Source organism: Staphylococcus sp. HMSC065D05 (genome assembly GCF_001813195.1).
Taxonomy (GTDB): Bacteria; Bacillota; Bacilli; order Staphylococcales; family Staphylococcaceae; genus Staphylococcus; species Staphylococcus epidermidis.
The window spans coordinates 342,882-365,018 of sequence record NZ_KV811746.1 but is presented as its reverse complement, the minus strand read 5'-3'; the positions used below and the strand labels follow the sequence as shown (position 1 = coordinate 365,018).

Annotated in this window: 26 protein-coding genes and 3 pseudogenes; 1 reads left to right on the top strand and 28 read right to left on the bottom strand. The window is 30.8% G+C overall.

The features are described 5' to 3' along the window. Positions 1-190, top strand: a pseudogene (locus tag HMPREF2897_RS13125) (IS5/IS1182 family transposase); the annotation flags it as partial. 71 nt (positions 191-261) lie between these two features. On the opposite strand, the gene holA reads toward HMPREF2897_RS13125, so the two are convergent. The 28 genes and pseudogenes from holA to HMPREF2897_RS06615 form a co-directional block, all read right to left on the bottom strand. Continuing rightward, a complete protein-coding gene (holA, locus tag HMPREF2897_RS06745; RefSeq protein ID WP_038813157.1) occupies positions 262-1,236 on the bottom strand; it encodes a DNA polymerase III subunit delta in 975 nt (324 codons plus the stop codon). A gap of 44 nt (positions 1,237-1,280) precedes the next feature. Then, positions 1,281-3,497, bottom strand: a complete 2,217-nt coding sequence (locus HMPREF2897_RS06740) for a DNA internalization-related competence protein ComEC/Rec2 (RefSeq protein WP_038813156.1) — start codon at positions 3,495-3,497, stop codon at positions 1,281-1,283. Positions 3,498-3,500: 3 nt separating this feature from the next. Next, entirely contained in the window at positions 3,501-3,962 is a 462-nt protein-coding gene (locus HMPREF2897_RS06735) for a ComE operon protein 2 (RefSeq protein ID WP_002446577.1), read from the bottom strand. A gap of 79 nt (positions 3,963-4,041) precedes the next feature. Beyond that, positions 4,042-4,716, bottom strand: a complete 675-nt coding sequence (locus HMPREF2897_RS06730; protein ID WP_038813155.1) for a helix-hairpin-helix domain-containing protein — start codon at positions 4,714-4,716, stop codon at positions 4,042-4,044. 58 nt (positions 4,717-4,774) lie between these two features. Beyond that, positions 4,775-5,494, bottom strand: a complete 720-nt coding sequence (locus HMPREF2897_RS06725) for a class I SAM-dependent DNA methyltransferase (RefSeq protein WP_002446579.1) — start codon at positions 5,492-5,494, stop codon at positions 4,775-4,777. A gap of 2 nt (positions 5,495-5,496) precedes the next feature. Continuing rightward, positions 5,497-5,850 carry a ribosome silencing factor gene (gene rsfS / locus HMPREF2897_RS06720; RefSeq protein WP_038813154.1) on the bottom strand — a complete coding sequence of 118 codons (354 nt, stop codon included), beginning with the start codon at positions 5,848-5,850 and terminating at the stop codon, positions 5,497-5,499. Beyond that, entirely contained in the window at positions 5,851-6,435 is a 585-nt protein-coding gene (gene yqeK, locus HMPREF2897_RS06715; RefSeq protein WP_070592836.1) for a bis(5'-nucleosyl)-tetraphosphatase (symmetrical) YqeK, read from the bottom strand. Beyond that, positions 6,422-6,997: a nicotinate-nucleotide adenylyltransferase gene (locus tag HMPREF2897_RS06710; protein ID WP_002446583.1), complete on the bottom strand. Its 576-nt coding sequence runs from the start codon at positions 6,995-6,997 to the stop codon at positions 6,422-6,424. Before HMPREF2897_RS06710 ends, yqeK begins: the two co-directional genes overlap by 14 nt. Then, positions 6,997-7,287 (bottom strand): ribosome assembly RNA-binding protein YhbY, encoded by a 291-nt coding sequence (gene yhbY, locus HMPREF2897_RS06705; RefSeq protein ID WP_002475687.1) that lies wholly within the window; start codon positions 7,285-7,287, stop codon positions 6,997-6,999. Before yhbY ends, HMPREF2897_RS06710 begins: the two co-directional genes overlap by 1 nt. After that, positions 7,287-8,096 carry a shikimate dehydrogenase gene (aroE, locus tag HMPREF2897_RS06700; protein ID WP_002490286.1) on the bottom strand — a complete coding sequence of 270 codons (810 nt, stop codon included), beginning with the start codon at positions 8,094-8,096 and terminating at the stop codon, positions 7,287-7,289. Before aroE ends, yhbY begins: the two co-directional genes overlap by 1 nt. A 15-nt stretch (positions 8,097-8,111) precedes the next feature. After that, positions 8,112-9,212: a ribosome biogenesis GTPase YqeH gene (gene yqeH / locus HMPREF2897_RS06695; protein WP_001832784.1), complete on the bottom strand. Its 1,101-nt coding sequence runs from the start codon at positions 9,210-9,212 to the stop codon at positions 8,112-8,114. Continuing rightward, positions 9,213-9,716 carry a YqeG family HAD IIIA-type phosphatase gene (locus HMPREF2897_RS06690; protein ID WP_202595933.1) on the bottom strand — a complete coding sequence of 168 codons (504 nt, stop codon included), beginning with the start codon at positions 9,714-9,716 and terminating at the stop codon, positions 9,213-9,215. It lies immediately after the preceding gene. A gap of 43 nt (positions 9,717-9,759) precedes the next feature. Next, on the bottom strand, positions 9,760-10,446 hold the full coding sequence (locus tag HMPREF2897_RS06685; RefSeq protein WP_002475168.1) for a 5'-methylthioadenosine/adenosylhomocysteine nucleosidase: 687 nt from the start codon (positions 10,444-10,446) through the stop codon (positions 9,760-9,762). A gap of 198 nt (positions 10,447-10,644) precedes the next feature. Further along, positions 10,645-11,889, bottom strand: a complete 1,245-nt coding sequence (locus HMPREF2897_RS06680; RefSeq protein ID WP_070592835.1) for an NRAMP family divalent metal transporter — start codon at positions 11,887-11,889, stop codon at positions 10,645-10,647. Positions 11,890-11,900: 11 nt separating this feature from the next. Next, the gene (gene pxpA, locus HMPREF2897_RS06675; RefSeq protein WP_002490285.1) at positions 11,901-12,653 is read right to left on the bottom strand and encodes a 5-oxoprolinase subunit PxpA; all 753 of its coding nucleotides are present in this window, start codon (positions 12,651-12,653) and stop codon (positions 11,901-11,903) included. 2 nt (positions 12,654-12,655) lie between these two features. Then, on the bottom strand, positions 12,656-14,014 hold the full coding sequence (locus HMPREF2897_RS06670; protein ID WP_070592834.1) for an acetyl-CoA carboxylase biotin carboxylase subunit: 1,359 nt from the start codon (positions 14,012-14,014) through the stop codon (positions 12,656-12,658). 13 nt (positions 14,015-14,027) lie between these two features. Then, a pseudogene (locus HMPREF2897_RS13270) lies at positions 14,028-14,270 on the bottom strand (acetyl-CoA carboxylase biotin carboxyl carrier protein subunit); the annotation flags it as partial. A gap of 89 nt (positions 14,271-14,359) precedes the next feature. Beyond that, positions 14,360-14,468 (bottom strand): annotated as a pseudogene (locus HMPREF2897_RS13265) (acetyl-CoA carboxylase biotin carboxyl carrier protein subunit); the annotation flags it as partial. Then, positions 14,469-15,473: a 5-oxoprolinase subunit C family protein gene (locus tag HMPREF2897_RS06660; RefSeq protein WP_002491153.1), complete on the bottom strand. Its 1,005-nt coding sequence runs from the start codon at positions 15,471-15,473 to the stop codon at positions 14,469-14,471. Beyond that, entirely contained in the window at positions 15,463-16,194 is a 732-nt protein-coding gene (gene pxpB, locus HMPREF2897_RS06655) for a 5-oxoprolinase subunit PxpB (protein ID WP_002446594.1), read from the bottom strand. The genes HMPREF2897_RS06660 and pxpB overlap by 11 nt, the downstream gene beginning before the upstream one ends. Before the next feature lie 486 nt (positions 16,195-16,680). Continuing rightward, positions 16,681-17,157 carry a transcription elongation factor GreA gene (gene greA, locus HMPREF2897_RS06650; protein WP_002457767.1) on the bottom strand — a complete coding sequence of 159 codons (477 nt, stop codon included), beginning with the start codon at positions 17,155-17,157 and terminating at the stop codon, positions 16,681-16,683. 30 nt (positions 17,158-17,187) lie between these two features. Continuing rightward, positions 17,188-17,811, bottom strand: coding sequence for a uridine kinase (udk, locus tag HMPREF2897_RS06645; RefSeq protein ID WP_002446596.1), 624 nt, complete (start codon positions 17,809-17,811; stop codon positions 17,188-17,190). After that, the gene (locus tag HMPREF2897_RS06640; RefSeq protein ID WP_002446597.1) at positions 17,811-19,079 is read right to left on the bottom strand and encodes a peptidase U32 family protein; all 1,269 of its coding nucleotides are present in this window, start codon (positions 19,077-19,079) and stop codon (positions 17,811-17,813) included. Before HMPREF2897_RS06640 ends, udk begins: the two co-directional genes overlap by 1 nt. Positions 19,080-19,096: 17 nt before the next feature. Next, entirely contained in the window at positions 19,097-20,020 is a 924-nt protein-coding gene (locus HMPREF2897_RS06635) for a peptidase U32 family protein (protein WP_002456168.1), read from the bottom strand. A gap of 2 nt (positions 20,021-20,022) precedes the next feature. Continuing rightward, positions 20,023-20,658: an O-methyltransferase gene (locus tag HMPREF2897_RS06630; protein ID WP_070592833.1), complete on the bottom strand. Its 636-nt coding sequence runs from the start codon at positions 20,656-20,658 to the stop codon at positions 20,023-20,025. Positions 20,659-21,086: 428 nt separating this feature from the next. Further along, complete coding sequence (locus HMPREF2897_RS06625) at positions 21,087-21,395, bottom strand: DUF1292 domain-containing protein (RefSeq protein WP_001830855.1); 309 nt, start codon at positions 21,393-21,395, stop codon at positions 21,087-21,089. A gap of 14 nt (positions 21,396-21,409) precedes the next feature. After that, a complete protein-coding gene (gene ruvX, locus HMPREF2897_RS06620) occupies positions 21,410-21,838 on the bottom strand; it encodes a Holliday junction resolvase RuvX (protein WP_002446601.1) in 429 nt (142 codons plus the stop codon). 1 nt (position 21,839) lies between these two features. Next, positions 21,840-22,100 carry an IreB family regulatory phosphoprotein gene (locus HMPREF2897_RS06615; RefSeq protein WP_001830883.1) on the bottom strand — a complete coding sequence of 87 codons (261 nt, stop codon included), beginning with the start codon at positions 22,098-22,100 and terminating at the stop codon, positions 21,840-21,842. Between the last annotated feature and the right edge of the window lie 37 nt (positions 22,101-22,137).

Below are 22,137 nucleotides of genomic sequence, written 5' to 3'. Positions count from 1 at the left end.
AAAAACAAATAAAAAAATAATGAAAAATTATAATAGAGAACTAGGATTTGTGCTAATGGTACTTAATATAAGAGAAGTAACAGCTCAACGAGCTGAAAATAATCAAAAAAATTATAAAAAAGACAATTTCTATATTATTTCAATAGAAATTGTCTTTGTTTACTTATCCTGGGACTTTATGTCCCACACTCCTTTTATTCCTTTACAAGCAATATTTCTATTGTTGATAGGATATATTTTATATTTGCTACCTCAAACTTTTTATAGAGATAGTATGAATAATTCTAAAATAAGTTGTTTATCCATATAAGATGATTTTAGTTTGTAGTCAGTCTCTGCACAAGCGTTTATGATGTTAAACAAACTTTTTAGTTTATAATGACGGGATTGATTGAGTGCTAGTTTTACTCTATAAGGGTGTGCATTTACAGTCTTTGCAATTTGTTGCCCACTATAGCCTTTTTGACTAAGAATTTTACATTGATAATATAATCTATAATTACTAGTAATTAATGCCAGTAATTTTATAGGTTCCTCTTTCATAATAATTAAGTCATTGACTAATTGTATAGCTTTATTCTTTTTACCTTTTTGAATGTATTCAGTTAGTAGAAAAACATTTTGCTCTAAACTTCTATTAATAATTAGATCGATATCTTCTTTATTAATTATAGGTCTTTCGCCTATGAATAAAATTAACTTTTCCAATTCTTGAGAAACAATATTATAGTTAACACCAGTTAATTCAATAAATAATTCAAGAGCATCTTGCTTAATATCTTTATAATTATTGTTTAGTGTATTTTTAATCCAATGCTTTAATTCCTTCTCAGACATTTGTTCAATTTTCTTAAGTTGTGCATTTTTCTTTAATGTTTTCGTGAGTTTTTTTCGCTCATCTAGTTTAGACTGATACACTTCAAAAATAATGAGATTTTCACCATCATATTTTTCTAAAAATTTTATAAGCTCGTCAGAATTGTGATTTAAATCTTTAGAAAATTTTTCTCCTGTAAAAACATATGAGTTTTTAACAACAATTGCTTTTTTATCCGAAAAAAAAGGCATAGTAAGTGTCTCTTCAATAATCGGAGTTAGGTCACTCTCGTACAAGTTGTATTTTACATAATTAAAGTCATCTATCTCTTGTCCTAGATAATCATTTACAATTTCTTTTGTTTTCTTTTCGACTAATTCTGGTACTTCACCGTAGACAGTGAAGATATTGTTGCTCATACGTACACCTTCCTCTATATATCATACGCATGAATTATATCACTTTACGATACACTTTCTCTAGCTAAACTCTTTTGATTTAAAATATCACGGTAGACTATGTAAACTTCTTCATCTAAATTTATAGTTAATTCCCCGTTGTCTTGAGTATCAAAAACTTTACTACCATAATATTTTAATCTTTGAATAACATCAAAATTAGGTAAATGATACTTATTATTTTTACCACTAGATATAAGACTGATTTTAGGTTCAATATCTTTAATAAATAATTCCGAACTACTCGTCCTACTTCCATGATGACCAACTTTTAGAATATCTATTTTTGGTAAATTATATTTCTTCATAAGAATGTCTTCGTTATTAACAGTTGCATCTCCCATCAGTAGAATATTAATACCATTATATTGAATTAATGTAACAATAGAATGTTCATTTTTATCATCACTTAATGGTATAAAACTATTTAAAAAGCTTATCTTACTATTATCAATTTCTATTTTTTTTACTTGGTTTACATCTATGATCTTTATCTCTTTCTCCTTGCATTTTGTCGTAACCTCTTTAAGTAATTCTAATGGGAAACTTTCAATATTTAAAACGAGATTATTCACATTAATATTATTTAAAAAATATATTAATTCACCCATATGATCAGCATGAGGATGTGTAATTACTAAATAATTTATAGTGGTAATACCCTTTTTCTTAATACTGGGTAAAATTTTATATTTGGCAATATTATTATGTTTAAAACTTACATTTTCATTTCTTTTCCCTCCTGTATCAATCAAAACATTTTTATTTGACTTTGTTTTGAATAAAATGCTATCTCCTTGGCCCACATCAAAAAGTGTTAACTCGGCATAATGTGGTCCAATTAAATGTGTAAAAATGATTAAAACAATTAAAAAACTTATTACGGATGTAACAATCCCTCTATAGACAAGTATGTAAAGAAAAATTAACGTTAGTATAATCAAAATAAGTAAACTATATTGGTTTAATTTAGGAATGTACCACTTAAAATGATTTAAATTTAAGAATAAATGAACTATCCAATCGTGAAATTTAAAAAGTATATTTATATAAGTATTTAATAGGAAGCTATGTTGAAAAATATGAATTAAAATAAAGTAGATAATGACAGAAGGAAATAATATAAAAGAGTAGAATGGAACAAATATCAAATTAGATAGCAAACCTATCCATTGAAATTGATTAAAATGATAGGTATTAATTACAATTGAACCTAATTGAGCCAAAAAGCTAATAATAAATAAACATTTAAGTGGTTTTAAACCACTTATATATGGTTTTGTCAATATAATAAACAAACTTATCAAAAAAGAGAACTGAAAACCAATATGATTAATAAATTGAGGATTTAAGACAATCATTAACACAAATATAAATGAAAGCACATGTATAGAACTTTTCCTAAAATGGATTGGCAACATAAGTATGATGATTGCAATTGAAATAGCACGCATGGCACTGGGTACAAATCCAGTATAAACAGCGTAGATTAATAATAGTAAAATAGTTACACCTTTAATGAGAACTAGAGGTATATTTAAACGTACTAACAGTTGATAAACGAGGACAATAATTGTACCAACATGTGTACCACTTATAGCTAGTAAATGGTAAATACCTATATCTCTGATGTTAGATTTGTAGTATTCATCAATTAGAGAGGTATCACCAGTTATCAACGCTAATATTCTTTCAGGATGCGTGACTCCAGATTTATGAATAATTTTGGTGATATAATTTTGATGATGATATATAGGAGTGAAAATACTGTTTTCCTGGCAAGACTTAAATTGAACTGTTGAAATATTCAACAAGAGAAACTCTTTATCGAATTTAAATTCTCCTTTAACTCGACAACTTTTATGAGTTAAATCTTGCTTCAAATTTGACTTTAATGCTTTATAAAAGTATCTATAGTCTTTATTTTTATAATTTAATATGCCAGTATAGTATGTTGATTTAGGTGTAAAAGATTTAAAACTAACAAAATCATCAATAAAAGGTTCACTATATAAACTATTTAAGTTTTTAATTTCAGTTTGGTTATAGGAACTTATTAAAAAAAATGAACTTATAGCTGAAATAAACATTAATGATAGTATTATAATATTAAGCCTTTTAATCATAATTAGTAACAAAAGCGTTAATATTAAGGAGATAGAGATTACTTTGAATTTTATCCAAAGTACCCCTACCAAAAAAGAAAGAGCAATGTAAAACATTGGTTATTCTTGAGTCAGATATTGAGCAACATATTCAGGTGAAAACGGAATTTTTTTATATTCAATTCCTGATTGCTTCAATAATTTAATGGCATAGTCATGATTATGATAATCTTGTGCATAGTAAATCGTTTTGATACCTGCTTGTATTATTGATTTCGTACAATTTAAACAAGGGAAATGAGTAACGTAAATCGTTGCACCTTCTGTTGATACACCCTGTTTTGCACATTGTAGTAGCGCGTTCATTTCTGCATGAATAGTACGTATACAATGTCCATCTTCAATCAAACATCCCTCATCAATACAGTGCACTTCTCCAGCTACTGAGCCGTTATATCCACCCGCTATTATTCTATTATCCTTTACGATTGTAGCACCAACTGATAATCTTCTACACGTTGATCTTAATGCCAGTAAATGACTCTGAGCCATGAAGTATTCTTCCCATTTAATTCGTTCCATTAACTATGCCTCCTTAAAATAAGTAGTTGTAATATTTATAGCTTAATCATTTAGATTTAATATTGCAATAAATGATGATTTAAATAGCAAAATGTTCTTTCAGTTTTTCAAATGTCTTCTTTCCAAATCCTTTTATTTTCATTAAGTCATTGATACTATTAAATCCATTATTTTTTTCTCTGTAATTTAAAATATCTTTAGCTTTACTTGGACCTATACCTGGTATGTTTTTCAATTGTTCTTCAGTAGCAGAGTTTAAATTCAAAGGTTGATTCGTGTTGATTTTTACGTCACTCGAATTCAATGCTGCTTGCTGTGAGTCTATTTTCATACTATTCTCACCCTTTTTAGGAACATAGATAAGTTTTTGGTCAACTAATTTTTCAGAAAGATTTAATTGTGATAAGTCTGCATCCTTTAATACCTCTGCTTTATTTAAAGCATCAATGACTCTATTCGAAGAAGACATTTCATATACATTCGGATGTTTAACAGCACCTTTAATATCGATAAATATTTTAGTTTCTTTTGTATTATCTTTTTGAATAGACACTTCTTTTTTATTTAACTTTTTGTTGTTTGTTATTTGCTGGTCAGATAATTTAGATTGTCCTTCCTGACTATTCTGTTTCAAATCACTATTATTATCGTTGAACAAGTAAAAAAAGAATGTTATTAACATTATTAATATAATTAAGATGTAAAATTTCCATTTCATAAAAAAGTCGATATATCGCCTATTAATATTAAACACAAAAAATCACTCCTTCAGTATTATTAACGTACTGAGAAGTGATTTTACTTTTAAAAATTTATTTTTTAGCAACAAAAAATAAACGATGAGCATCTTCTTCATGACTGTGAATGTTAAAGTCTGTAAAAGTCTTAACACTATGATACCCAACATCTTGTAGTAAATTTCGATAGATTTGTTCGTCATATGTTCTTTGATAATGTGATTCGTCAAAGCGTCGATACAATCCATTTTGCTGTGATACAAAGAAAGTCATTTCATGATAAACACTTAATGGTTCTTCCCCACATATTGCATCCCAACCTACAAAAACATTATCAGATTCATCAATATAACTTTTATTATTAAATAATGTTTTCATTTTATGAACAGTATGTACATCAAAAATAAAAACACCATTTTTATTTAAATGCTGATACACTCTTTCGAATGTCATTTTTACATCATTTAATGTTTCTAAATAATTCAGTGAATCACAAAATATTGTAATCATATTAAATTTTTTGTTCAAATTAAAGTGAGTCATATTGCCTTCAATCCACTTCACCTGATTTGTTTTTTGGCTAGCTATTGATAACATATCTACACTAATATCCATACCAGTAACTTCACCTAGTGACGTTAGTAACTGTGTTAAGTTGCCAGTACCACAACCAATATCTAACAAATCATGACTATCAGAAGGTAAGAAATGTTGAACAATATTAAACCACGAATGATACGGTTGATCTTGAGTAAGTTGGTCATAAACTAAACTCATATCTTCATATTGATTCATGACTAAAATACTGCCTGACCATATTCTTTAATAGGTGCATCTTGATACAATTTCTCTAAATTGTAGTAGCTTCTTTCATCTTTATGAAACACATGAACAACTACATTTGCTAAATCAATAAGTATCCATCGAGCTTCTTGATAGCCTTCCCTACGTTTAACTTCAATATCATGTTTATGTGCCACTTCTTTAACAGATCTAGCAATGGACTGAACTTGACGTTCATTGTTCCCGTGACAGACTACAAAATAATCTGTCATATCACTAATTTCATTCATATTGAGAGAAATAATATCTTCTGCTTTCTTATTCTCTGCCGCTTCGACAGCAATATTTAATAATTCTTCTGAATTCATTTAATCATCCTTTATTCTTTCATCGCTATAATTATAATAATTTAAACACGCAATTGTGGCGCCATATACAGTAATATCCTTTTCTATTAAAAATAATACAGTACGCTTAGAAATCTCATAAATTGTCTTATCTAAGCTACCTTGATTGTATGCCATATCTCTAATTTCTTCAACTCCAGGCGTTTTTCTACCAGGCTCTATATAGTCTGCAATAAAAACAAGTTTCTCAGTTTTAGTCATTTGTTGACGTCCAGTCGTATGATATTTTATAGCAAGTAAAACTTCTTCATCATTTACATCAAATTCATGCTTCATAATTGCCGCACATACTGGTCCATGAAGAATCTCTCCACCATAACTAAGCAAATCACTTTCAAGGTCATATTGTCTAACAATTTGATACATTGTACTTAAGTCTTCGTATTTACAGTAATCATGTAATATACCTGCCAACTCAGCTTTTTTGATATCACCATCGTATATTTCTGCTAACTTAACTGCGGTATCCGCCACTCGTAATGAATGTTGATAACGTTTATCAGGCAGTTTTTCTTTTACCAGTTCTTTAGCTTTACTTATCTCCATATAACCCCTCCTCCTTTATATAATTCTCTACCCCTTTGGGTACTAAAACTTTTATAGATTGGTTCATTTTCACTCTATTTCTAATCATTGTGGAGCTTATATCTATTCGAGGTATCTTTATAGAAATCATCTCTTTACTTACATTTTGGTTATCAGTTTCTCTATTCACAACAATAAAGGTTACAAGTTTTTTTAATTCATTAATTTTATACCACTTATCCAATTGTTTATACTGATCTGTTCCAATAATAAAGTATAACTGTGCATTATGATATATTTTTCTGAGATGCAAAATGGTTTCATACGTATAGCTTGGACCTTTTCTATCTAAATCAGTAGTGCAAATTTCACCAAATCCAATCTCCTTAATAGCGAGCTGTATCATTTTTACTCGCTGTACAGAATATAATTGCGTATTATGATGCTTTAAAGGGGCCATATAACTAGGCAAAAAGAAAAATATGTCTGGTTTAATAGCATGATAAACCTCACTTGCTACTGCTAAGTGAGCAGTGTGAATCGGGTTAAATTGACCGCCAAAGAGAACGATTTTTTGATTCATTATGGCAACTTGATTTCTTTATTTTCTTCAGACTCTTTATATAACACAATCATTGACCCGATTATTTGTACCAATTCACTTTGCGTTTGCTCAGCTACTAATGCTGCTAAATCTTTTTTATCATCAAAATTATTTTGTAATATATGAATCTTAATTAATTCTCTCTTTTCTAATGTTTCAGAAATTTGTTGAATCATATTTTCATTAATACCACCTTTACCTATTTGAAAAGTTGGATCAATGTTATGAGCTAAACTACGTAAATATCTTTTTTGCTTACCAGTTAACATCATAATTCTCCTTTCAATTCATGAATTACTACGTTTTTCATTGCTTCTATATCTGGTTCTAGATTAGTCCAAATTTTAAAACTTTCAGCACCTTGATGAACGAACATATCGAGACCATTATAGATTGGATTTCCTTTTTGTTCGGCTTCTATCAGTATTGGTGTTTTATATGGATTATAAACAATATCACTTACTAATGTATGAGAAGCTAAACGATTTAAAGAAATTACAGAATCTTTATTTCCGTACATACCAGCAGGTGTAGTGTTTATTATAATATCAAATTCATCTAAATGGCGTTCTGCATGGCTTAAATTTATTTTGTTAATATTTAACGACCAATTATTAAAACGAGACATCGTTCTATTTGCGATTGTTATAGTAGGACGAACGATTTTATATAATTCATTTGCTATGCCTTTACTTGCTCCACCTGCACCTAAAATTAATATATAAGCGTCTTCTATACCTTCATATATTTGCTTTAAACCATTGACATAACCAATTCCATCAGTATTATAACCAATCCACTTACCATCTTTAATTAAAACTGTATTTACCGCACCGACAGATTTCGCTTGTTCATTAATATCATCTAGGTACGGAATAATACGTTCTTTATGTGGAATAGTAACATTGAATCCATCAATGCTCTTTTCTGAAATTATTTTTTTAATGTCTTGCAATTGATTAACTGGTACATTTATCGCTTCATAAGTGCTTTCCAAATTTAAAGATTGAAAATTTGCATGATGCATCAATGGCGATAATGAATGAGAAATGGGGTTTCCAATTACTGCAAATTTCACTTTTATCACCTCATTTTAGAGAATTGAATTTCTTAAAATAACATCTACATGTTTTGGAACACGAACTATCACTTTTGCACCAGCATCAATAGTTATGAATCCTAAACCAGATATCATTATGTCACGTTTAGTTTTACCGGTTTCCAGTCTTACTGCTTTTACATCATTAAGATTAAATTGTTGTGCATCTTGAGGTGGTGAAAGCAATGCGCCTAATTGGGATTTCCATAAATCATTAGCTTTTTCGGTTTTAGTTCTATGAATATTTAAATCATTAGAAAAGAAACAAACAAGTGGTCTTTTACCACCAGATACATAATCAATGCGTGCCAATCCTCCGAAAAATAATGTCTGTTTTTCATTAAGTTGATACACACGTTGCTTTATTTCATTTTTAGGTATGATGATTTTCAACTCATTTTCAGATACATAGTTTGTCATTTGATGTGATTGAATGATACCTGGTGTATCAAACATAAATGATTTTTCGTCTAATGGAATATCTATCATATCTAAAGTTGTTCCTGGAAAGCGTGATGTAGTTACTACATCCTTTTCTCCCACACTCTGTTCAATTAATTTATTAATTAATGTAGATTTCCCAACATTTGTTGTACCTACAATGTATACGTCATCTTTATTTCTTACATGGTTTATAGATTGCAATAATTCATCAATCCCCCAACCTTTATTTGCAGAAATAAGAACGACATCTTCTGCTTCTAATCCATATTTACGAGCAGATTTTCTTAACCATTCTTTTACACGTCGATGATTAATTTGTTTAGGTAATAAATCTATTTTATTTGCCACTAATATAATTTTTTTATTACCAACAATCCGTTGTATTGCATTGATGAATGACCCTTCAAAATCAAACACATCTACTACATTGACAATAATTCCTTTTTTTTCAGATAGTCCAGTAAGTAGATTTAAAAAATCTTCACTTTCCATACCCACATCTTGAACTTCATTATAATTTTTCAATCTAAAACATCTTCTACAGATGACATCTTCTCGAAACATATTATGTTCTGGAACATAGCCGGGTGCGTCTTTATTTTCTGACTGTAGGGGTGCACCACATCCAATACATTTTAGTATTTCATTCAATCAATTTTCCTCCCATTTAATATAACCTTTTTTTCTAAAATGATTTAATAATCGTCTTTCAATTAATCGATTAAACTTTGTAATTAATCCATCAGTCCGTTTAACAGGTACTACCATAATTGTATATAAACCATTACAATTGCCACCAAACACATCAGTAAGCATTTGATCTCCTACAACAACAGTTTCTCTCGGTTGGATTTTCATTTTTTTTATAGCCATCTTAAAGGCTTTCCCCATTGGTTTACGTGCTTTGAATATATAATCTACACCTAAACTACTAGAGAAACTTGATACACGACTTTTATTATTATTTGACACAATTGTAACAGTTATTCCTAAATCTTTAGCCTTAGCAAACCACGATTTAACACCGTTAGTAGGTTCTTTAACATCCCAACCAACAAGTGTATTATCTAAATCAGTTATGATACCTTTAACACCACTATCGGCAAGTTTTTCTATATCAATTTCAAATATTGATTTCACATATGCATTTGGCATAAATAATTTTTTTATGATTCCCACTATCTTTTCACCTTTACCTTTATAATGATTCTACTAATAATGAAACTGTCTCACTAGATGATAAAGCTGCTTTATCTAAAAATTCTTCAAAAGAAATATCGGCTTTACCGTTTGCTAAGTCAGAAACAGCTCTAGTTACGATAAATGGTACTTTAAATTGGTAACATGTTTGTGCAATTGCAGTTGCCTCCATTTCGACAGCCATAGCTTCTGGAAATTGTTGCTTAATTTTTTGTCGCTGCTCTGAGCTACCTATAAAACTATCACCACTAACAATCATACCTACTTTACCATTCAGTTGTTGTTGTTCTAATACATGCATTGTTTTTTTCAACAATGTAGGATCAGTAGTATAAGTTTTAGGCATTTGAGGTATTTGTCCAAATTCATAACCAAACGCTGTAGCATTAGCATCATGATATAAAACATGGTTACTCACTAATATATCTCCAATAGATAGTGTTTGATCTAATGCACCTGCTGATCCAGTATTAATGACGACTTCAGGATTAAATTTTTCTAATAACAAAGTCGTTGAGATAGAAGCATTAACTTTACCTATACCACTTTGTGTTAAAACCACCTCTTTGTGGTTTAGCGTGCCAACATAAAATTTAACATGCGCAATATTTATTTCATTCATATCATTCAATTTACGCTTTAAAATCGTCACTTCTTCTTCCATTGCTCCAATAATTCCTATCATATATCTTTTTACACCTCATTTATAAAGCATTAGCATAAGTATTTTATCACATTTTAAATATCTCCACGATAGCGAGTTTTAAAGTATCAATGCTTAAATCGCTATGGTTAAATAATATCTATTCTTATTTATAATTAAAAACTACCCTGCAATTGATTTAAAAACAGTTGCGGGTAGTCATAGAACTTTATTATAAAATTAACCTTTCCAAAGACTTGCTAAATCTTGTAATGAAAAAATACCAGTCATTATCGTGACAATGACGGCTATAATACCAAAAACAAGCATCCATGTTGGGTGTTGGTAATCACCAACGATAGATTTTTTCCTACTTGCAATGAGAATTGCACCTAATGTGATTGGTAGAATCCAACCATTAATCGCTCCAGCTATTATAAGTAAACTCACCGGTTTACCAATAAATAAGAAAATAAAAGTTGAAATTACAATAAATATAATAACGATAAGATTATTTTTATGGAGTAACGATTTGTGTAGTGTTTTTAAAAATGTTGCGCTTGTATATGCAGAACCAATTACGGAGGACATTGCTGCTGCAAATATTACTACACCAAAAATATTTTTACCTATAGGACCTAATGCATGTTGGAAAACCGATGCTGGTGGGTTATCTGAACTAAGCGTAACGCCAGTTACAACAACACCTAGTACAGCTAAAAACAATAAGGCACGCATAACACCAGTTGTTAAAATACCTGCTATAGCAGAGCGATTTACGAAAGGAAGGTATGTTTTACCTTTTATACCAGAATCTAGAATTCTATGTGCACCTGCAAAAGTAATATAACCCCCTACTGTACCACCAACTAATGTAATTATAGGTAATATAAGTTTGAAAGGATGTTCAGGTGCAAATGTATGTACTAATGCATCTCCATAAGGGGGATTTGAAACGACCATGACATAAGCTACTACTAAAATCATTACGATACCTAGAATCATACTAATAACATCCATTATTTTCTGACCACTTCTACTAACAAAGATAAGAATCGCAAAAATAGCTGTTATTGCAGCCCCCCATTTGACATCAAGACCAAATATTGCATTTAAACCTAAACCTGCACCAGCAATATTACCTATGTTAAATGCGAGACCTCCAAATGCAATTAGAATGGAGATAATAGTACCAAGTCCAGGTAATACTTTATTAGATATTTCTTGACCACGTAAACCAGTTACCACTAATATTCTCCATATATTTATTTGAGCGCCTATATCTATAATAATAGAAATTAATATTGCGAATGCAAAACTAGCATAAAATTGTGCAGTAAACACTGCAGTTTGAGTCAGAAATGCTGGACCAATAGCTGATGTAGCCATTAAAAAAACTGAACCATATAATAATCGTCTATGCTTTTTTGTGAATTTAAAATTTTGTCCTTTTTGATTGAAATCTTGTTTTGTATTTTCCCCCATCTTTTGACCCCCTATAAGGATTGAATATCAATGCCTTCTTTCATTAATTCATTTCTAATTTGCGTAACAAATTCTAATGCGTGTTCACCATCTCCATGAACGCAAATTGTATCTGCTTTCAAATCGATGATTTTTCCATTTTTACTTATAACTTTATTTTCCAAAACCATTTTTAATGCTTGTTGGATTGCTTCGTCTGTATTAGTGATAGTGGCATCGGTTTTTTTTCTACTTACCAATTGTCCATCATCTTCATAACGACGGTCAGCAAATACTTCCGAAGCTACCCTAAGCCCAACTAATTCAGCTTCCGAAATAAGTAATGTATTCGCTAAGCCGACAAATATTAGATTTGAGTCGAAATCAAAAACTGCTTGAGCAATTGCATGTGCAATTTCTTTATTTCTAGCCCCCATTTGATAAAGAGCACCATGTGGTTTAACATGCTTCATTTTTACATGATTGATTTTACAAAAGCCACTTAACGCACCTAATTGATATACAACTAAGTTATAAATTTCATTTGGAGTAAGATCCATTTTACGACGACCAAAGCCTTTCAAATCAGGAAGACCTGGATGCGCTCCAATACTTATATTATTTTTTTTCGCTAATTGAACGGTTTCATTCATAACATCTTCATCACCTGCATGATAACCACAAGCAATATTAGCAGAAGTTATTAATGGTAAAATATGCTGATCTCCACCGAATGTATAATTACCAAAAGCTTCTCCTAAATCACAATTTAAGTCAATTTTCAACTTCATTTCACCTCTTTAATGATTTGATGTTTTTCAAGAAATTTAATATCTACTTTACTTGCATCGCCTTTTGCATATATTGGATAATTTAAAACCGCATATAGAAAGTCAGCTGTAGTAGTAAAACCTTCGATGACCAGTTCATCTAACGCAACTTTTAGTTTATTAATAGCAGTTTGTCTATTAGAATCCTTTACAATCACTTTAGCTACAAGTGAATCATAATAAGGAGAAACTTGATAACCTGTGTAAAGTAAAGAATCTACACGTATATTAAATCCTTGAGGTAAGTGTAATTTATTAACTTTTCCTGGAGTAGGTAAAAAATTTTTTTCAGGATTTTCAGCATTTATACGTGCCTCAATTACATGACCATTAAATAAAATATCTTTCTGAGTGAATGGTAATTCACCGTGTGTTAATAAATATAACTGAGCTTGTAATAAGTCTCTATCAGCACGCATTTCTGTAACTGTATGTTCAACTTGAATACGAGCATTCATTTCAATAAAGTAATGTGCATCTTCAGTAACTAAAAATTCTATAGTTCCAGCACTACGATATCTTGAAGCTTGAGCTACTTTAACTGCGTCGTTACATATTCTTGTTCTTCTTTGTTCAGTTAATGCAGCACAAGGCGATTCCTCTATTAATTTTTGATTCTTTCGTTGAACAGAACAGTCGCGTTCACCTAAGTGAACATAGTTATTTTTACCGTCTCCGATAATCTGCACTTCTACATGTTTTGCTACTGGTATGAATGCCTCTACATACACTCGATCATCATTAAAGTATTTTTGTCCTTCACTTTTAGCCTCTTTCAAAGCCTGATCCAATTGAGATGCTTCTTTAACAATTCTTATGCCTTTCCCACCACCACCACTAGCTGCTTTTAGTACAACTGGAAATCCTATTTCTTTGGCTAATAATTTAATTTCATCTACACTTTGAACAGCATCATTAGAACCTGGTATAACAGGTACTCCTGCTTGTTTCACAGTTTGTCTGGCAGTAATTTTATCCCCCATCATTTCCATAGTTTTCTTACTAGGACCAATAAAATGTATATGATTGTCTTCAACGGCTTTCGCAAAATTCGTAGATTCCGATAAGAAACCATAGCCAGGGTGAATAGCGTTTGATTCTGTAACTTTTGCAGCAGATATAATACGATCAATATTTAAATAACTGTCTAATGGATTTGCTTCACCTATGCATATTGCTTGATCGGCTAAACTTACATGTAAGCTAGTTTCATCACCTTTTGCATAAATGGCAACTGTCTCTATGTTAAGCTCTCTACAAGCTCTTATAATTCTTACTGCTATTTCGCCTCTATTTGCAATCAAACATCGATACATCAATGAATTCCTCCTATTTAACTCTGACTAGTAGCTGATCATATTCAACATTGTCTCCATGTTCTACTAATATTTCTGTGACCTCACCTGAAACATCCGTAGTTACTTCATTCATAACTTTCATAGCTTCAATGTAACCGATAACATCTCCTTCAGTTACTGTATCGCCAACTTTAATCTTAGGTTCTGTTAATTCTTTACTATCTTGTAAGAAGAATGTTCCAACCATAGGAGATTTAATCTCTTGCTGGTCATTTGATATGGCTTCTTGTTTTTCATCATAGGATTTAATATTATCTTGTTGAATATCTTGAGATAACTGTTGTGAATATTGTTGAGATGCTCCATTAGTAAAATCAAGTTCTATTTCATTATCAGCGTCCTTATACTTAAATTTTTTTACATCATTAGCTTTTACCAATTTAATGACTTTCTCAATTTTTTTAATATCCATTTAACTATCCTCCTTAATTATTTCTGCAATTTTATTAGAAGTATGTCTAATATGATTTAGGTTAAACAATGGTTGCTCATCAAAACGCTTTAATAATTGTTCAAATTTAGACTTAAATTCTTTAAGCCTTTTAGAAGCTTCTTCAACAGTTATCCATTCAAACTGTATAATGTCTCCAGGCTTCATCTGTGCTAATTTTCTTAAATCTAATTGTGTTACCGTTGCAATTTTTGTATAACCACCAATTGTTTGTTTATCATTTAAAAGAATAATGGGATTACCGTCGCTAGGTACTTGAATACTGCCCAAAGCGACAGGTTCAGAAATGATATCAGCACTATTTTTAGGTGCTACTGTATTACCTTTTAATCTGTATCCCATTCGATCTGATTGATCAGAAATTTTGAAATCACTATTTACGAATTTAGCTATCGTTTCTTCATCAAATTCATTGATTTGAGGTCCTTCAATGACGTGTATGTAATTATTATCAGGTATAGATGAGAAATCAATTGTTTTTCCTAAATTAGTTTTATAGTTATGATTAACTTGAGTTGCAATAACATCGTATTTCTTTAATGCACGACCTTTAAATCCGCCCATTCCACTCCTAACATGTGTAGAATAGCTTTGAGCCACTTTATTAATTTTAAGTGGGTGTCCAAAAACAATATATCCTCTTGCTCCTTCAGTGATTTGACCAATGTCTAATTGATCTCCGTTTCTCACATGATAAACGGTTAGTAAATCAATTTTGTTACCATTAAGTTTCGGTTCTGAATCACCACCGACAATGGCAAAAGTATTGTCTGTTAAAAATTCTATCTTAGGACCTGCTAACGTATATTCAATTGCTGGTCCTTGATTTCCGATAAGTTTTTGTGCAATAGAAAAACTATAGTAATCTAAAGCACCTGCTTCAGAAAATCCTAAATCCTGATACCCAATTCTACCTATATCTTGAATTGTTGAAAACAGACCAGGCTTTAAAATTTTAATACTCATCTTGATATGTCACCCACTTATCTATATCAAATTTTCCTTTATTAATATCGTTTGATATTTTTTCAAACTCTTGATAATTAATACTATAAAATTGTATGTAATCACCAGCTTCATATAACGTCATTGGTGACCTATTTAAATCGAAAACTTTTATTGGTGTGCGACCAATAATCTGCCAACCACCAGGTGAGTCCATAGGATATAAACCTGTTTGATTATTTGCTATTCCAACAGAACCAGCGTTAATTTTGATTCTAGGTTCAGATCGTCTAGGTGTGTGCAACTTAGCATCTAATCCACCTAAGTAAGGGAAACCCGGCATAAACCCAAGCATATAGATTAGATAAGGTTGTTGTGTATGTATTTGAATAACTGCTTCCTGACTTAATTTATTAACGTTAGCTACTTCTGATAAATCTGGACCAAAATCTCCACCATATAATACAGGTATATGAATGATACGCTGTTTAAAATGTGATTGTTTTCCACTGTTCAAACCTTCATCAAATTCTAAATTTTCTAATAATTCAGCTCCATTTATCTCTGAGTTATCAAAGTAAATTAGAATAGCACGATAAGAAGGTACAATGTTTGTTATTTCTGATAAATTTTTCGATTTTATGTATTGAATTGTTTGTTGTACCTTTTTGAACGTAGATTCACTAATTTCATTTTCAAAGTAAATCATAATTGTTTGTTCATTAATAAATTGTGTCCTCAAAACAAAATCCCTCCTTTTAAAAATACTAAGGAATTATTTGTTACAACAATTTTATTGTACCATTGCAATAAAGATGTTGTTTAATAATTAATTCAAATAGCTAATAATAACAAATAATAAATTGAATTAAAGTTATTAGGTTATCTTAATTATTGCAAACTTCTAAACATTAAATTTCTATTATCATTTAATCATATTGATGACAGTTTGTCATACTGTGTTGTATAAAACCTCATCAAACATATGTTTAAACTATTCTCAAATTACACAAAAAAACCTGAGACATCAAAAATAGTCTCAGGTTTTAAAGTGCATTTAAGTGTAATCATAACTATCAAAATACAAGAATAACACTTTTTAAATGATATATTAGAATCTTATATATACAAGGTTCTACTCAAAATTTCTCTATATTACTATCCGGAATTGAGTTTAGAAAGTAATTCAATGATTTTTAAGTTTGACTTCCCTCATTTAGTAAATTATTTACTTAATTTCAACGATTTTAACGTTCATTTCGCCACCGTTAGGAAGTGGAACACGTACTTGATCATTTAATCCTTTACCAATTAATGCTATTGCCATTGGAGATTCGTTAGAAATTTTTCCTTTAAATGCGTCAGCTTCAGCAGACCCAACGATTTGATAACTTTCTTCTTCATCTCCAGGTAATTCAATAAAAGTAACTGTTTTACCAATTTGAACTACATTGTTATCACCGTTATCTTCAATGATTAAAGCATTTCTAATCATGTGTTCAATACGTTGTATATCTTGTTCAATAAAGCCTTGTTCATCTTTAGCAGCATCATACTCAGAGTTCTCAGATAGGTCTCCAAATGAACGGGCTACTTTTATTTTTTCAACTACCTCAGGTCTTTTAACCGTTTTTAATTCTTCTAATTCTTGTTCAAGTTTCTCATAACCTTCTTGAGTCATAGGATATTGTTTTTGGTTTTCCATAAATCTCATCTTCCTTTACTATAAAAATTACTATTTTTTGCTTACGAGTGATTGGATTTTAGTAGTCATAATATCTATGGCAACTTTATTGCTGCCTCCTTCAGGAATTATGATGTCAGCATGCTTTTTTGTAGGTTCAATAAATTGCTCATGCATAGGTCTAACTACATTAAGATATTGATTAATTACTGATTCCATTGTACGACCACGCTCTTTAGTATCTCTAGTAAGTCTGCGTAAAATTCGTAAATCAGCATCAGTATCAACATAAATTTTCACATCCATCATGTCTCGTAATGTCTTGTTTTCTAAAGCAAAGATACCTTCTACGATAATAACATCTTTTGGATCAAATGCAATTGTTTCTTTACTACGTGTATGTTGAGAATAATCATACGTAGGTACCTCAACTGGTTTTCCATTTCTTAAATCTTTTAAGTTATGAATAAGTAAATCATTATCAAATGCAAACGGGTGGTCATAATTTGTTTCAAGCCGTTCTTCAAATGTTAAATGTGATTGATCTTTATAGTAATAATCTTGTGCTAAGAGTGCGACACTATGACCTTCTAAATTCTTCATAATTGCATTTGTAACTGTAGTTTTTCCAGAGCCCGAACCCCCTGCAATGCCAATAATCGTTGTCTGATTCATTAGCCAATTTCCTTTCTCATCATGTTGTTAGAATAAATAGGCTTATCTACTTTAATCTGTACAATTTGTAATGGATGACGTGCTGCATCTAAAGAATTACCTTCTTCGTCGTAAATCGCTTCAACAACTTGTTTAAAACTATCAATTTCTGGACCGAAGAACTCAATTTCTTGTCCTGGTTTAAAATGATTTCTCTGTTGTATTGTTGCTAATTGTGTTTCATGGTCATAATCTAGCACGAGACCACAAAAATCATAAGATGACTTTTTAGACTGTTCTTCACCAAACATTTGCTCTTCATAACCAGGTGTACCTTGAAAGAAAGCTGGTGCTGTGTCACGATTTGCACATTTATTTAATTCCATTAACCATTCCGGTTTTATTTTAAAGTTTTCGGGATCCTCAGCATATGCATCAATGACTTTACGGTATACAGAAACAACTGTGGCAATGTAATGTATAGATTTCATGCGTCCCTCAATTTTTAACGAATCGATGCCTAATTCCATCATTTGAGGTATAGATTCTATTAATTTTAAATCTTTAGGACTCATTGCAAAAGGAGTAACATCACTGTTGTCATAATATAAATCTAGGTCTCCATCACTATCAACTTCAAGTAAATCATAGTCCCATCGACAACTCTGACAACAACCACCTCGATTAGAATCTCGAGCTGTCATATGATTACTTAAAGTACAACGACCAGAATATGCGATACACATTGCGCCATGTATAAACGCTTCTATTTCAATATCAACTTTTTCTTTCATTTCACTCATTTCCATTGCACCAGTTTCACGTGCAAGTACAACTCGGTCTAATCCTTCTTGTTTCCAAAATTCAACAGCTTTATAATTTGAAAGAGATTGTTGCGTTGATAAATGAATTTCTAGTCTAGGCGCAACTTTTTTACAAGTTTCTATGATAAGAGGATCCGCTACTATAATACCTGTAGCACCTGTAGATTCAAGATTTTGCAAGTACTCTTCTAGTCCCTCCATATTTTCATCATGTGCAATAATATTCGTTGTAACATAAATTTTAGCGCCATAATGATTAGCGAAGTCTACACCTTCAGCAATCTCTTCCATAGTAAAATTATCAGCATTAGAACGTAATCCATATTCTTGGCCACCTAAAAACACTGCATCTGCACCATAGTGAACAGCAATCTTAAGTTTCTCTAAGTTACCAGCTGGTGCAAGTAGTTCAGGCTTTTTCATTATCTTTTGGGTCTTGGATTTAACTTCTTCTAAAGTTTTCATTTTAATGATAAGCCTCCTTAATATACTGTTTGTTTATACAAGAAACCTTCGTCGAATGGACGATGTTCAGGTTGTATTTCTTCTATAGGATCAACGAGCATAAATTTTTCATCTTCATATGCATCCGGATCTTCATTAAATAAATCTATAGCTTCTCGATATTGCTCTGTGACTACATTTATATATTCTTCACTTTGTAAAATACCATCTATTTTAAACGCGTCTATCCCTGCCTCAAAAAAAGGCTCTAATTCTTCTATTAAACAGATATCATTTGGAGACATGATATGCGTACCATTATAATCTTCGAAAACTGGATATTTATTATCTCTTTCTTCATCGTATAATAATAAGTCTCCATGATCATGTTGACGTTCTATCTTCATTTGTCGCTCTTGGAAAGTATAATAATTTCCTAATAGCATTCTTTTGGATTGAAACATACAAGTCATACCATGAACTTGAACTTCTATCTCTACATCAGCATGCTCTTTAATATGAATTATTTCATCTAAACTAAGTTCTCGAGCTAATACTGCTCTATTTGCACCTTTTTTCCCCCAGTAATTACACTGAAAATAATTCGTTACAAGAGTTTCAGCATCCCAATTTAATGGAATTGGATGCTCGTGTTGTTTAACATACATAACGACAGCTGGATCACCAAATATAATGCGATCTACTTGAATATCATGTAAAAAGTTAATATAGTCTTCCAAAGCGTCTAAGTGGTAATTATGGAAAATACCATTCACAGCAGCGTATACTTTTTTGTTATTTTTATGGGCTAATGCTACAGCTTCTTGCATAGCATCACGATTAAATTCTCCCGGCAGTCTTAAACCAAATTTTTGTTCACCAATAACAAATGCGTCTGCACCTTTATCTATTAGTGTTTCCATATGAGTTATTGACTTAGGAGTAACTAATAATTCAACCATAGTCATTCTCCTTTTATAGATATTGCTAATCCATCATCCATATTTATAAAGTTTGTTGTAAATTGAGATTGCGCCATCAACCATTCATTGTACTGTTGCACTTTCTTAACCATTTGTTTCACATTTCTAGAACGAACAACGTCTATATTTGAAACAAATCCATGATATAAAACATTATCAGTAACTACAATTCCACCTTTTTTTAATAACGGTGTATATAGTTGGAAGAATTTCTTTGATTGTGCTTTAGCTGCGTCGATAAATATCATATCATATTGTTTGTCATTGACTTGTTCAAATGCATTCAAAGCATCATATTCAATTATGTGGATTTGATTCTGGTATCGATACTTTTTTATGAACTTTTTTGCAAGATGAATCATGTCCTCATTTCGTTCAATTGTTGTTACATTTATATCTTTAGAAATATTAGCGAATTGCATTGAACTATAACCAATGGCTGTACCAATTTCTAAAATATTTTTAGTTCTATTCATTCGAATGAGTTGTCTTATCAAATCAAGTGTTAATTTATCAACAATAGGAACTTGATTTTCTTCGGCATAAACTCTTAGTTCTTCGATTTCAGTATCAATTGATTGATGTAATTGTGTTAAATATTTTTGATTTGAATCCATATCATTAAAACTTCCTTCATCATTAACAATTGCAAAAACAAAATAAATCAGCCCATGTATTGATTATGTTGATAGTTAATCAATGAAAATGACTGATTATGATAGTAATTCTTCTATACTTTTATATTAGAAGTAAATATGAGTATTCATAGAAATTAACTTTAGACATTTTACCATAATTCAAAGATTTTTATAAGAGGCAATTATACGAATATGTCTTTGAGCACTATTATTAGTAGGGTAAATTCAAATAATTCTAATATTAAAATGCCTGGGACAGCTTTGATTGTCTCAGGCATTTTGAATGTAATTTAAGATGGTAACTAAGTTAAAAATTTAATAATATTAAACTTTCCCTCTCAATATAATTCCTTGATAGAGGAGACCTAGAAACTCAATTACACTTCTCATACAACATCTTATAAAGATTATTCGTTAATCTCAGTATTTACAACTTCTTCAATCATATCCCACTCTTCATCTGTTTCAATAGGGACTAATTTCCCTCCATCACCAGACTCATCAGGTTCATTTATCATTGGTACAAGTTCAATCATGTCTTCGTCATCTGATTGTGCACCTTCTTCTGCAAGAACGACATATTCTTTTTTGAATTCTGGATGATAAAATTCTAACATTTTACGGTATAAAACTTCATTTCCGTTTTCATCATATAACGTAAGTAATTCCTCTTCATTATTTATTGTTAATTCTGCATCGTGATTATGTTCTGTCATTTTCATTTTCTCCTTTATTGAATAGAATCTAAATAGCCTTGTAAAATAAATACAGCTGCCATTTTATCTATTACCTTCTTTCTTTTTTGTCTTGAAACATCAGCTTCAAGTAAAGATCTTTCAGCAGCCATTGTACTTAAACGTTCGTCCCACATAACAATATCAATAGAAGGGACAGACTCTTGTAACTTTTCTTTATATTTTATTGAAGCCTCTCCACGAAAACCTATTGAATTGTTCATATTCTTGGGTAAGCCAATAACAACAGTTCCAACTTGATTATCTTTAATAATCTTCACGAGTTGATCAATTCCTAAATCCTCTTGTTCTTCATTGATACGGAGTGTGTCTAACCCTTGAGCAGTCCAACCCATAAGGTCACTTATAGCAATGCCAACAGTTTTACTTCCAACATCTAGTCCTAAAATTTTATGCTTTAGCATATTAATTCTTAGACTCTTTTAAATAGTTTGAAACGAGTTCTTCCATAATTACATCACGGTCTATATGGCGTATTTGGTTTCTTGCTTCATTTTGACGTGGAATATATGCAGGGTCTCCAGATAATAAATAACCCACAATTTGATTAACTGCATTATATCCACGTTCTTCTAATGTACGATGGACATTCTGAAGAACTGATTTGACATCTTCCTTAGGAATTTCTTCATAACTAAATTTCATTGTTTTATCAAAATTTTCCATATACGACACTCCTTCATAAGCGTATTCTGACTCACTT